Annotated in this window: 13 protein-coding genes; 9 read left to right on the forward strand and 4 right to left on the reverse strand. The window is 54.4% G+C overall.

Going from position 1 to position 12493, the window contains the following annotated elements:
* Nucleotides 1–188: 188 nt before the first annotated feature.
* Nucleotides 189–992 (reverse strand): thermonuclease family protein, encoded by an 804-nt coding sequence (locus AC0L7S_RS18905; RefSeq protein WP_473472405.1) that lies wholly within the window; start codon nt 990–992, stop codon nt 189–191.
* Nucleotides 993–1234: 242 nt separating this feature from the next.
* Here AC0L7S_RS18905 and AC0L7S_RS18910 point away from each other — a divergent pair, with 242 nt between their 5' ends.
* From AC0L7S_RS18910 to AC0L7S_RS18950, 9 genes are all read left to right on the forward strand, one after another.
* The gene (locus AC0L7S_RS18910; protein WP_473472406.1) at nt 1235–2500 is read left to right on the forward strand and encodes a Y-family DNA polymerase; all 1266 of its coding nucleotides are present in this window, start codon (nt 1235–1237) and stop codon (nt 2498–2500) included.
* Entirely contained in the window at nt 2497–2751 is a 255-nt protein-coding gene (locus tag AC0L7S_RS18915; RefSeq protein ID WP_473472407.1) for a hypothetical protein, read from the forward strand. The genes AC0L7S_RS18910 and AC0L7S_RS18915 overlap by 4 nt, the downstream gene beginning before the upstream one ends.
* A gap of 412 nt (nt 2752–3163) precedes the next feature.
* Complete coding sequence (locus tag AC0L7S_RS18920; RefSeq protein ID WP_473472408.1) at nt 3164–3634, forward strand: helix-turn-helix domain-containing protein; 471 nt, start codon at nt 3164–3166, stop codon at nt 3632–3634.
* A 50-nt stretch (nt 3635–3684) separates the two neighbouring features.
* Nucleotides 3685–3894: a hypothetical protein gene (locus AC0L7S_RS18925; protein ID WP_473472409.1), complete on the forward strand. Its 210-nt coding sequence runs from the start codon at nt 3685–3687 to the stop codon at nt 3892–3894.
* A 510-nt stretch (nt 3895–4404) separates the two neighbouring features.
* Nucleotides 4405–5352: a SagB family peptide dehydrogenase gene (locus AC0L7S_RS18930; RefSeq protein WP_473472410.1), complete on the forward strand. Its 948-nt coding sequence runs from the start codon at nt 4405–4407 to the stop codon at nt 5350–5352.
* 283 nt (nt 5353–5635) lie between these two features.
* On the forward strand, nt 5636–5950 hold the full coding sequence (locus AC0L7S_RS18935) for a hypothetical protein (protein WP_473472411.1): 315 nt from the start codon (nt 5636–5638) through the stop codon (nt 5948–5950).
* 200 nt (nt 5951–6150) lie between these two features.
* Nucleotides 6151–6792 (forward strand): SOS response-associated peptidase, encoded by a 642-nt coding sequence (locus AC0L7S_RS18940; protein ID WP_473472412.1) that lies wholly within the window; start codon nt 6151–6153, stop codon nt 6790–6792.
* Nucleotides 6793–7334: 542 nt separating this feature from the next.
* A complete protein-coding gene (locus AC0L7S_RS18945; RefSeq protein WP_473472413.1) occupies nt 7335–8222 on the forward strand; it encodes a tyrosine-type recombinase/integrase in 888 nt (295 codons plus the stop codon).
* Nucleotides 8223–8234: 12 nt separating this feature from the next.
* On the forward strand, nt 8235–9428 hold the full coding sequence (locus tag AC0L7S_RS18950) for an IS91 family transposase (RefSeq protein WP_473471428.1): 1194 nt from the start codon (nt 8235–8237) through the stop codon (nt 9426–9428).
* A gap of 477 nt (nt 9429–9905) precedes the next feature.
* On the opposite strand, the gene AC0L7S_RS18955 is transcribed toward AC0L7S_RS18950, so the two are convergent.
* The 3 genes from AC0L7S_RS18955 to AC0L7S_RS18965 form a co-directional block, all read right to left on the reverse strand.
* Nucleotides 9906–10292 (reverse strand): DUF302 domain-containing protein, encoded by a 387-nt coding sequence (locus tag AC0L7S_RS18955; protein ID WP_473472414.1) that lies wholly within the window; start codon nt 10290–10292, stop codon nt 9906–9908.
* A gap of 481 nt (nt 10293–10773) precedes the next feature.
* Nucleotides 10774–11445, reverse strand: a complete 672-nt coding sequence (locus AC0L7S_RS18960; RefSeq protein ID WP_473474368.1) for a DUF1236 domain-containing protein — start codon at nt 11443–11445, stop codon at nt 10774–10776.
* Between the two features lie 295 nt (nt 11446–11740).
* On the reverse strand, nt 11741–12199 hold the full coding sequence (locus AC0L7S_RS18965) for a MarR family winged helix-turn-helix transcriptional regulator (protein ID WP_473472415.1): 459 nt from the start codon (nt 12197–12199) through the stop codon (nt 11741–11743).
* Nucleotides 12200–12493: the final 294 nt, after the last annotated feature.

Raw genomic sequence — 12493 nt, forward strand, 5'->3', positions numbered from 1 at the left:
GCTTTATCGCGCTGATTTATGACCTTAAATTGGCATCCTCATAAGGACAAAATTGCATTGTTCGCACCCCCTGCCAGCGTCCGAAAACTTTGCGGTATCAGATGGATGTTGTTCGGCAGCCAACCGTCGCAATTCGACTTAATTTCTCAGAATGTTTGAGCTCTTGCTCATAGCATCCATCTGTCCCCTCACCTCTTCGCAGGACGCCAACCAGAAGCTCGCGCCTCATCTTCAGAACAAAACCATCTCTCGCCTTTGGACGTCGAAATCCGCGTCTTCGTATAATTTTTCTGCCCGGGAACGTGGTATATGCGCTCGCCGTGCCTGGAAATGTTTCCCTTGATATTGCATCCGCTACCGCCCTTTGTGGTCACCAATGGCACGATCGACGAATTCGTCTTCTCGCGCTGTGCGGCTCGCCATTCCCACGGCCGCTGAAATTCGCCCTGCCAGATGCCGATCTTTTCCGTTTGTGCAGATTGTTGCTCTTTCGAGAATGCACCACGGCTATATCGTGGCCAATCCATGGCGTGCCCGTTGCGAACGAGCCACCGCTGCACACTTTCATTGTCTGCCCGCGAGCAATTGCCGACAAAGCGTCCATATTGGTCTCGCTCTACGTATTCGCATCGTGTCGGGGATGAAGCCGCCAGGAATTCAGACAGGGCATTCGCAGCTCGCGCTCCGCATCGGTAATCCCGACCGCCACCGTCTTTGCAAAGTTGACTGCTCTCAGGCGCATCGATGCCGTTGAAACGGATGCGTTCGCCGTGGATTTCGATTGTGTCGCCGTCTACAACGGATGCCTTGCCGACAATGGTTTCCACTGTACTCGACGTGACGACCTGCGTGGCATCTGGGATTGGTTGTTTTTCGAACAGACCGGGACCGAAATAACCAGCCGCTCCCGCGCACACCATGGCGGCCAGTATAGTGCTGATGCCGCGTCCCTTCTTCGGTCCCTGCTGCTTGAACCGGACGACCTTGCTCATTTTCGAGCTCCCTGTTGCCCATCGAAAAGGGTATCAGAGAAAACTGAACACGGTCTTTCAGGATTTGGTCAAAACAAACTGGACCTACGCCCAGCGAGTCGCGAATAGGATTTATTTCCTCGCCTGCTTGACTCTCTTTCCCAATGAGAACATTTTAGGAACATCGCTAGCGAAGGTGCGAGCGATCATATCTTGAAACATCGGCGAAATGCGCGTTTGCCGCGCCACGGGAGAGCTTTGCCTTGCGCAAACCAGAGACTATCGAGCGCATGTATCTTGATTTCGACGGCTTCTTTGCGTCAGTCGAGCAACAGGCAGACAGGCGGCTGCAGGGCCGTCCGGTCGGCGTTGTCCCGTTCGAAGGTACAGACCGCACCTGTGTCATCGCCTGTTCTCGTGAGGCTAAGGCGTTTGGCGTCAAGAACGTGATGAAAGTTGCCGATGCCCGAGCCGCCTGCCCTGATATTGTTCTGGTACCGCAAAAGCCCGATCTTTATCGCCGCGCCCACAACACGTTGCTTGCCGAGATTGAGACCGTCATTCCGATCGATACGGTCAAGTCGATCGATGAATTGACATGTGTGCTGGACGAAACAGGACGCGACGATCCCGAGGCACTGACTACGCGCCTCAGGTCGACGCTGGCCCGCAATGTCGGTGAGCACATCACCGCATCGGTCGGGTTTGCGGCCAATCGCCAATTGGCCAAGATGGCCTGCAAGGCCGGGAAACGATCTAACGGAACATATGGCAATGGGTTGATGATCTGGCGGCCGGAAGACTTGCCGGCACCATTGCTGGCGCAGCCACTGTCTGATGTTCCCGGCGTCGGTCCGAACATGGAGCGCCGCCTGGCCAGATCGCACATATTTACGACTGAGGACCTGTATCGGTTGCAGCCCAAGCATATGCGCAAACTGTGGAACAATGTGACGGGCGAGCGTCTTTGGTACGCGCTGCACGGCTATGACATTCAGGCTCCCAATGCGGAACGCGGCATGTTTGGGCATGGTCGAGTACTCCCGCCAGAAAGCCGAACAATGGCAGGTGCGTTCGAGATTTGTCGCCTGCTTTTGATCAAGGCCGCCCGTCGGTTGCGACGCGCCGGATATTATTGCCGGGGCTTGCTGCTTTGGCTCTCCATTCGCAATGGCGACTGGTCAGGAAAGATCACACTACCGATCATAAATGACGATCAGGCAGCACTCGCAGGGCTCGACCGGCTATGGGCGCGAATGAAACGCGACCATCCGCGGGGCACTCAGGTGTTTCGCGTTGGCGTCACGCTTTGCGATATTTCACCGGCAGACGAGCGCCAACTCGACATGCTCATCAACGATGACCGTGCTCGCCAGAAATGGGAACGTGCATCCGGCGCGATCGACAACCTCAATGCCCGCTATGGCCGTACCGTCATGAGCTTAGGCATGTGGAGGCCCTCGGCCGGTGGCCATGTTGGCGGCAAGATCAGCTACACGCGCATTCCAACTGCGGAGGACTTTTGGTGACCAACTGGAAACAGAACGTCCAGGTTCGCGATCTTGATCCTGGTCAAGAGCTCGAAATCACCTGCAAGCAATGCGGCTATGTCCACTATCTCACACCTGAACTGATCTGCTCATCGCCGGAGCGGGAATTCCTCTATCTCGACGAGATCGAGAGGGAAACGCATTGCCGGGCTCGTAGCTGCAGGGGTGCCGTGCGCCTCGCCATGAAGAGAAAGGGCGATACGAGCGCGTTTGTCGGTGGGCTGGCGTAAGATCGAGGCAACCGGGGCCTGCTTGTAAATCGAGTGGACAGTATTGGCTAACTAAGCCATTGCCCGTTTATCAACGAGAATTTTAGTCACTACTTAAACGTGAGACGCCGTCGTCCGAGCGAGAATGGACTCATCATTCGGGCTAAGAGTTTACAACGCTCATTTTGACCAATGTTGGGCTAATTGAGGCAATTTTCTGGAACTATTTATCGGTTCCCGGGTTTCCCATCCAAGGCGGCGTCGACCAACCTAGGGCTGTTTTTACAATTGAAGCCGGATAATTTGAAACCGGATGAAAAGCTAACCTACGGAATAAAATAAGTTTTTTTGTGTTACTTACAATTTTAATAATCGTATCGTTTCCCGCAGAGCAAATGATCATGCACGACTTTGGCATTTGGGGGACAGATAAATGGAAATTCGCGCGGTTTTTGCCGCAAATCTCTCGCGGCTATGTAGCTCCCAGAAATCCATCAGCGCAATCTGCAGAGGCTTGCAAATCAATCGCACTCAGTTCGAGCGCTATCTACGGGGAGAAGTGTTACCGCTTGAACCGGTGCTCACGAAAATCTGCAACTATTTTTCAGTGCCCCCAGATGAACTTTTCAAAGTTGTTGGCTCAGAAACGATGGATATTGACACAAATGTGCTTCGTATCTACCAGCGTTTCATTGCGTCTCCGCCCCCATTAATTGAGGCGGGTACTTATTTCACATATTTCGCGGTACCAGACCGGGACGACATGGCAGTGCGCGCCATCACGTTTGTCCGGAGAGATGACGTTGCCGTTTCGTTTCGTCGCGTGACTGGTTGGGCTGAACGCAGTTCGACCAGTTGGCGCGCGCGCGCGGCAATCACTATGGGATCATCGTTGGGCGGCTGAACTGGATATATTTTTGTGCCATCAATCGCCGTCAGACAGCGGAACCTTCGATGATTGCGGTTCAGTGGGCTCCGATTTCGGACCCCGCACTAACTGGTGTCGCTTCGCTGATGACGGAAAAAGGTCCGGCCTTTGTTCGTGCGGTCCTCATCAAGGACAGAACCAACATGGCACCTCGCAGAATTATTCGAATGGCGCAAGCCGTATCCATCGATCAGGTCGATTCCGTCGCAAGGTCACTCCTGTCGCAGCCGGGCTGACTGGTCGCTCCTGCCGCCGTTCACAGTTACGCACTTATTGCGTTTCTTTATGCGCAAATCTGCAGCATAGGTAATTTAGTGCGTAATTTTGTATTATATTTATGCTGCCATCGAAGTATTTTAATCTGTAATTAATAGAATTAATGCAAATCTATATTCTATAATGTAAGTATTTTAACCATTTTTTATTAAATTGATACCTAGCCTTCACCTGCCTCGATGTCGAGGTATGGAAAGGTAAAACAATGTCCAAGAAATCATCCTCAGCACCAAAAATCACCAGTGTTGCAGCGGGCTCATCGCTCTTCGTGTCGCAGGGCATGCACTACAACAAGCGCTGATCACGGTAGCGCCGGCGAGATCCTCTCGCCGGCGTACTGACATGATGGGACTGACATGAAACTACGCAGATCACGAACTCTGATATTCTATCCTGAACAAGACGCAATTATTGGCTGTAATTTTCTCACCAAGAATGTATTTCATTGCAATCAATCAGTTGTTGAGCTTTTGAACTCTTGGAACGACTGGGCGACAATTGGAAATGTCAGCAGAAATATCGGCTTCGATTTAGATGAGCTATCAGCTCTCGCCGAGGAACTGCGTGACCATACGGCGCTAGTCGAATACGACTCAGAACTCGAGGCGCGAGAGCAGGAATTCTCCCAGCAATGGCGATGGAGTTTGCCCACCGCGCTCATGCATTTTTGTGTCCAGGACGCTGAATACATCAGCGCCGAAGAGTCTGAGCGCCAGCAGCTTGTTCATCTGAATGATGAACCTTCACCAGCCCTGCATCGGCACAATACGGCAGGCGCTCTGCCTCTGCCATCGCCAAGTGACACAGAAGTCATTCGAGTTATGGCGCGTCGTCGTACAGTTCGAACGGCGGCAGAGAAAACCATCGATTTGCAGCAATTGTCCGACTGCCTATTTGCCGGACTGGGAATCACAGGTGAAACTTCAAACTGCACTGGAAAGCTGCCTCTTGCCATGACCCCTTCGGGTGGTGCCAGAAATCCCTATGAAGCTTTTGTCGTGGCCCGCGCGGTCCAGGGGCTTGACCCAGGTATCTACCACTATTCAGCTTTAGACCACGATCTTGGCAGATTGACTGCAAATCATTTGCCGCGATTTTCGGAACTGGTCGGCGGACAGGATTGGGCAGATGACATGCCCTGCCTCATTCTGCTCTGCGCCGATCTTGGACGCACGATGTGGAAATATTCAGACGCCAATGCCTATCGCGTGGTCATGATCGAGGCCGGTCACATAGGCCAGAACATCATGTTGGCGGCCACTTGCCACGGCCTTTCCGCCTGCCCAACAGCCGCCTTGAACCATTCGACCATCAATCAACTGCTAGGCGCCGAGCGGCTGATAGATGCACCCGTCTACGCGTTAACCCTCGCGAATCCGGGAAATATGCATGAAGCACATCCGAGTTACCTGAATTAATTCTCCTTCTTTTTGAGTATGCGTAAAATTAGAGTTTATCCAAGCAAGGAAACAAGGCATGATATCTAATAAATTACGCGCATCAGAAGCAGAAACTCTAAAATATATCATGACATTACTTAAGGAATTGATCCAAATGGCCGAAGCGGGACGTATGCCGTTGATCAGTCACTTCATGAGTATGGCTTACATTGAATCTGGCGATGTTCTGCGTGGCTCCCGACCCGTGCGACCATCCTCAAAAGCGAGTTCGACTTTGACCCATAAAAAAGCGGCTTAACCAATGAATATGATCGCGCCATATATTGTTGCGGACCAGCAATCAAATCACTTTACCAAATTGAAGCAATTGATTGCAGAACCGCGGACTCCGCGCGAAGCAGCCTATCTGAAAGCTTGTCAGCTGCTGTCGAGCGCAACCGCAGAAGCCTGCCCACATGACAATCTATGGGGTGCCAAGGATGCGTTCTTGGCACACTTCAATCTGATGTCGCACGGGGCTGAAATTCACGGATCTGATGATCCAGCTTTGTCTGATCTGAAAGATCAATGCAGATATTACCTGGAATTGGTCGAAGCGATGACGCTTCAGCAATAACCTGACCGCACTAAGTTAGGTCGCGATATTGCGTCTGCCTGGTACCATCCGGGCGGTCGCAATCATGGTTCATCGATTCAGTCTGCGGGCTCAGAATCATCTCGCCCGACCGCTTGTCACTGTTGCCCTTTTTCCCATTCACGAAGGAGGGGCGCAAAAGTCCATTGCGGTAATGGACCCACGGTGGCATCGTCGGCGGAATGTGCAACCTTTACAACATCACCACCAATCAGGAATCCATCCGGCAACTTGCCCGAGTGATGAGCGATGTTTCAGGAAATCTGGAACCATCGCTCGATGTTTACCCTGATCGACCGGCACCTGTAGTTCGAAACATGGATCATGGCCGCGAATTGGCCCGCCTCACCTGGGGCATGCCGTCACCGTCATTTGTAACAAAAGGCCGTCCCGATTCAGGTGTCACTAATATACGCAATACCGATTCCGCGCACTGGCGACGCTGGTTGAAACCGGAAAATCGCTGTGTGGTGCCGTGGACAACATTTTGCGAATGGGAAGATACCAAGCCGAGGAAAACAAAACGCTGGTTTGCGCTGGATAACGACAAGCCTTTGGCCTTCTTCGCGGGCATCTGGACAACATGGGAGGGCGAGCGAGGCTCAGCCAAGACACCCCGTCAGGGCAAGCACGAACTGTTCGGCTTTCTCACTATTGAGCCTAACTGTGTCGTCAAACCGATTCACTCCAAAGCCATGCCGGTTATTTTGACGTCATCGGACGATGTCGAGCTCTGGATGAATGCCCCGTGGGAAGAAGCAAAGGCGCTTCAAAGACCTCTACCTGACGATGAGCTGGAATTGTTGCCGTTCGAAACGGATTAGCGGAATTTGTTTTGACATGTCTGCATTTGACGCACTTGACAGGCTGATTGAAGAAGTACCCAACCCTATGAACTGTTGCATTTGCGGGCGAGACGGCTCGTTTTGAAGGCAGTTTAAAATATGCCAATGAGTGACCAACTGGATTCTGTGATCGAAGCCTTCCACGCCGATCTCGAATACATGACGCTGAGCTGTGACACTTACAATCGAGAGCAGATAAGTCTGAAGTCCTATCAGGATATTTGCCGCGCCAGTCTCGAAGCTTTGAGAGAGTTGTGCAGCACGTTACACTGATAAATCGCAGAAATATGCTTCGCGACCAATACCACCAACTGGACCGACAAATGACGCCGGCTATGAGGCCGGAAGCTGCCGGATCGCATCAAATCACTATGTCTCGATCTGGGTGGAGGGACTAAGCCGCTCGCGCGGCAATGGCGCTTGTGACAAGCGGTGCGCCTGCTGATTGACCGTGCTTCTTTGTAACTCGGGTTCCTGGCCTGACAATTGGGGTCTTCTCAATCATCAGACAGGAGGTTCCTATGAAGGAGGAGAGGACCACCCCACTGCGCGCGCGCATGATCGAAGACATGCGTATTCGTGGAATGGGCGACAAGGCTCAAGAAGCCCATATTCGGGCCATCAAGGATTTCGCCGGGTTTTTGAGGCGATCTCCGGACCTCGCGACACCCGACGATTTACGCGCCTATCAACTGCATATGACGAATGCCGGGGTGTCACCCTGGATATTCAATTCCCGGATTGTCGCGCTGCGGTTTTTCTTCGGCACCACCTGCGGTCGCGAAGAGATGAAGCGGCATATGCAGTTTCAACGCAAACCGCGCAACCTACCGATTGTTTTGAGCGTCGAAGAGATCGCCGCGGTTATGGCTGCGGTTCCCGGGCCGGGTCTGAAGTATCGCGCTGCGCTTGGCATCAGTTATGGCGCAGGATTGCGGGCCTCAGAGGTTTGCCACCTCAAGGTCATTGATATCGACAGCGAGCGCATGTTGATCCACGTCGACGAAGGCAAGGCCGGTAAGGATCGCAAGGCCATGCTCTCGCCGGCCTTGTTGGCCTTATTGCGCGAGTACTGGCGGGAATCGCGGCCGCGGGGATGGCTATTTCCGGGCCAGCCGAAGATCAATCCGCTGTCGCCGCGTCAACTCAACCGAGCCTTCACCTCGGCCAAGCACAAGGCGGGCATCGCCAAGCCCGCCACGCTGCACACCTTGCGCCACTCATTCGCCACACACCTTCTGGAGGCCAACACGGATGTACGGGTGATCCAGGTTCTGCTCGGCCACGCCAAGCTGAGCACGACTGCCCGATATGCCCATGTCGCCACAAAGATAATCCGCGACACCATCAGCCCCTTCGAGCGCCTGAAGCAGTTGGAGGATCAAACCCTTATGCGTCGGCTGGAGTGACACGCCGTCGGGGTGACCCGGCCGAAGCTGGAGATCGCTGATATTTTCCGTGCCCATGGGCCTGCGTGGCGGCAGGCCAATGCGGGGCATGTCAGTCTGAGCCAGCTCAAGGTCATGTCGGCGATCGAGGCCTGCCGGACGGAGGCGCTGGGCGGGCACGTGGCCGCCTGCGCAAAATGTGGACACCGCCATATCTCTTACAATTCCTGCAAGAACAGGCATTGCCCGAAGTGTCAGGGGCCCGCAGCGCGCGACTGGATGGCAGCGCGGATAGAAGATCTGCTGCCCGTGGAATATTTCCATGTCGTATTCACTGTACCCGCAGAGATCGCGCAGATTGCCTATTGGAACAAGGAGGCGATCTATGGGCTGCTGTTCCGGGCGTCGGCCGAGACGCTAACCACCATTGCGGCCGATCCACGCCACCTCGGTGTCCGCATCGGCATGACCAGCGTACTGCACAGCTGGGGCTCGGCGCTCACCCATCACCCCCATGTCCACATCATCGTGCCCGGCGGCGGGCTGTCGCCGGACGGCACGCGATGGATCGCCTGCCGTCCGGCGTTTTTTCTGCCAGTGCGGGTCCTGTCGCGGCTGTTTCGACGGTTGTTCATCGAAGGGCTGCTGGCGCTGCATCGCACACGCAATCTGGTATTCTTCGGTGATCTGGCCGGGTTGGCTGAAGCTGACACCTTCGCCGCCTGGCTTGCCCCCTTCCGCAAATCCGAATGGGTGGTCTACGCCAAGCCTCCCTTCGGCGGGCCAGAGGCCGTGCTGGCCTATCTCAGCCGCTATACGCATCGCGTGGCCATCTCCAACAACCGCCTGATCAGCGCCGATGCCAAGACGGTGACCTTCCGCTGGAAGGATTACCGGATCAAGAACGGCGACCGTCAAAAGGTCATGCGGCTGGCCACTGACGAGTTCATCCGCCGCTTTCTGATCCATGTGCTGCCCGATGGCTTCCACCGCATCCGCCATTACGGATTTCTGGCCAGCACAGGCCGCAAGGCCGCAATCGCAAAAATCCGAACCCTGCTCACAGCGGAAGCGGTCAGACAGGATGATCCGCCAAGCGCCGAGATCGTTCCGCTCACCCTACGCGAACCATGCCCAGCCTGCGGCGGCCCGATGCGCATCATCGAGATCTTTCGACGCGGCCAGAAGCCGAGATCGCGTGCCCCACCAAGGGAGCAGGCAGCATGACGAGCCGCCCGTCAACGTGGCCAAAGCTGCCCCGGAAAGATATGACGCTCCGGGATGGCATCGGTTTGCGCCACACAACGCTGAACACCGCAAGACCGTCGAACGCGGCAAGAAGGAGGCCGTCAGACCTGCTTCCGATCATGTCATCGCACGCCCCCAGATCAGCCCGTCTGCTTCTGCCGCCAGCGTCGAACTCCACAACAGGCGTTCGCTCCCGCGCGCTTTCCCCATAGGTCCCGCCCAAACTCCGCGGCTTCCTCCTTCCAAGGTTTGTCAACGCGGGCCGCCAATGCCGGTGGCCAACATCGCGCTGCGGCCCGCATCGAAAAACCTTCAGGTTACTAGTCGAGCAGCTTTTAGGTCGAGATTTGAGATAGCGGACGGTCTTTCGATTACCAAATTGGGGCCGGCAACAGATCGTCAACTCTCGGTGCGTCGTCTGCGCTTAGCAAGTTTCCTGAAACATTACAGTGTCCGTCAAATCGCGGCGACGGTTTCGACTAGAAGGTCACGCACCTGACCCGCGACCGCATGCAGAGCCGGATTTTCGATAGCCTGCATGGACGCTACCGGGTCGATCGCACTGACCTCGATCCCGCCATCAACCTCGCGAAGAATCACATTGCAGGGCAGCATTGCGCCTACGCGCGGTTCCATCCCAATGGCCTGGTGAGCCATCTTCGGGTTGCAAGCGCCGAGGATGCGATAAGAGGGCATCTCCACATCCAGCTTCTTCTTCATCGTCGCCTTGACGTCAATTTCCGTGAGGATTCCGAACCCGTTGTCGGCCAGCGCCTTGCGGACGCGGGCATCCACCTCGCCAAAGCTCGCCCCGCTGATCATATTGTTGATGGTATATTCCATGTAAGGTCTCCGTCCGATGTTCATTTACGCAAGTATTTGAGTAATGCTGCGATCGCCAGACCGACAAGAATGACGATAAGGATCATCCAGATCCAACCGAAGCCCATTCCATAACCGTTCATCATCGTCGTATCCTACTCGCACATTGTGGAAATTCACCGACCCGCACCCCTTTACGGTGGAACATCAGCCGACTGATTTCGCTACCCTTTCGGATCTTGCCTCATGGCATGATACCCAGCAAATCTAGCCCAATGGGAATGGCAGGTTCTCCTGTTGAATCGGAAAGATAAAACCTGATCGATGACGGCCTCAAGTTGAGTGTATCGTCACATTTCAGGTTCAGAGCCGAGTGAAACACAAGTCACATGCCTGATCGGGATTTGCCCTTTCCATTCTGCACTCCGCATATGCGAAAGCCGCGTTTCAATCGCGGCTTTCGTTCCTTGTTAACGATGCTCAACAATCGAGAGCAAGAACGTCAGCGAACTACATAGACGATCTGGCGAGTTTGCGCGTCCACCAAAACAGGCTGACCATTCACGTTAACGTAGCGATATTCGTAGTCTGGGATCTCCTGGAGCTCGACCGTGTCGGGAAGACTCGCTCCAAGAACTACTTCACCATCAAGATAAACAGGCTTCAGCTGGTTGGAGGTCACGTAAGTGCGCACTTTTTCCGGTGGATCGATAACAGTTCCTGTTGCCCCACCGGCGACAGTTCCCACTGCTCCACCAACGACTGCGCCGACTGGCCCCCCGATGATCGCCCCAGCGACGGCACCTGTTACCCCGCCTGCTACGGCACCAGTGTCACCACCACCTTTATCCGCAGGCGCAGGTACCAACTTCACTTCTGAATCAGGTGGCCGCTGTGTCACTACGACTTGGTTTCCTCCGAAGTCCCCAGTGAGGTAATCGGAGTAAACCCAGCCCTCTCCGTTATTGGTGGCGACAACGCACCATTTGCTATTTTCCAAGCAGCCATTGAGAGTTGCGCTTTGGCCAGCACCAATCATGCCAACGACAGTATATTGTGGCCCTGGGCCGGATCGCACGTTCAAGTCGGTTGTAGCTGAAACCGCGGATTGAGCCATGGCTGCACCAGAAAATGACCCAAGCAACAGCGCACTAGATAATAGAACATTTCTCATATTTTCAATCTCCGTTTGTCCCTTCAAGCGGAAAACGGAGTTACAGCAATTCAGTTCCCTTTTTCTGCCGACGATCTGCGACGATGAAATATGCGTCATAATAGGAGCCGACAGCAGTCTGTCGGGTAATGGGTCCAACGTTATGAGAAGCTGCCGTTCTGCACACGACCCCAGTCCGGACATCTGGTTGCCGCGCATTATGCCCTCAAGCGGACGTTCACCGCATGAAGCGGAATACTACGATGCTGGCTCAATCGGGGAAGTCGAACGCCAATCCAGAATCGATGTGATAGCGTCATTTTCCGCCCTGTCCCTTCGCACTACCGGGCACGACTCCGCCAAGCGCGTCACGCAATTCTCGTGTCAGCACGGCAAGCTGTTCTGTCTTCTCGTGCCCCATCTTGGCATTGATCATCAAATCTATGTCCTCCCAGGCGCTGTGGATCTCTGAGAGCCGGCTGCGACCTTTGGCAGAGAGTTGCAGGACATAGCTGCGGGCTTCATCCGGGTGAGACGCACGCGAGATCAAACCTGATTCCAGCAACCGCACGGTCATCGTGCTCATGCTGGCAGGCGTCAGATCAAACTCACGCGCAAGTTCTGCCTGTGAGGCTTGGCCCATCCGGTCGAGCGCGTCGAGAATGCGGGCCTGACGATGTGAAATACCAACACTGGCGAGCCGTACCCGGAGCCGTTCCTCTACAAGGTTCGCCGAGTGCAGGAGGAAATGGAGTTTCGAAGAGCTATGTTGCATGTTAATCTGTGAATTTTCACGGTATCGGAACCCCGCGGCGGAAGAAAACCAACCAACTGATTCCGCTACACTTTGAGATGTTGAAGTGGGGTTACGACTGGCGAATAATTCGCCATTGTAAGACGGTCTATTTTTTACGTAAATCAACGTGTTAGAGCCAGTTCGTGTGGGGCCCATGTTCTACGCGATTTTACACTCTTGTGAATCCCAAGTGTCCACACTTCCTAGGGATTAATGTCAAAACTAAATGACACGCGTTGTCTATGCAATCTCGAACGCAACGTCGCGATCACA

This window comes from Mesorhizobium sp. G2-6-1 (genome assembly GCF_055809095.1).

Bases quoted from the DNA above. Each gene is read 5' to 3' on its own strand.
- AC0L7S_RS18905 (WP_473472405.1), bottom strand. From the start codon at position 992: ATGAGCAAGGTCGTCCGGTTCAAGCAGCAGGGACCGAAGAAGGGACGC.
- AC0L7S_RS18920 (WP_473472408.1), top strand. From the start codon at position 3,164: ATGGAAATTCGCGCGGTTTTTGCCGCAAATCTCTCGCGGCTATGTAGC.
- AC0L7S_RS18925 (WP_473472409.1), top strand. From the start codon at position 3,685: ATGATTGCGGTTCAGTGGGCTCCGATTTCGGACCCCGCACTAACTGGT.
- AC0L7S_RS18935 (WP_473472411.1), top strand. From the start codon at position 5,636: ATGAATATGATCGCGCCATATATTGTTGCGGACCAGCAATCAAATCAC.
- AC0L7S_RS18940 (WP_473472412.1), top strand. From the start codon at position 6,151: ATGTGCAACCTTTACAACATCACCACCAATCAGGAATCCATCCGGCAA.
- AC0L7S_RS18945 (WP_473472413.1), top strand. From the start codon at position 7,335: ATGAAGGAGGAGAGGACCACCCCACTGCGCGCGCGCATGATCGAAGAC.
- AC0L7S_RS18955 (WP_473472414.1), bottom strand. From the start codon at position 10,292: ATGGAATATACCATCAACAATATGATCAGCGGGGCGAGCTTTGGCGAG.
- AC0L7S_RS18960 (WP_473474368.1), bottom strand. From the start codon at position 11,445: ATGAGAAATGTTCTATTATCTAGTGCGCTGTTGCTTGGGTCATTTTCT.
- AC0L7S_RS18965 (WP_473472415.1), bottom strand. From the start codon at position 12,199: ATGCAACATAGCTCTTCGAAACTCCATTTCCTCCTGCACTCGGCGAAC.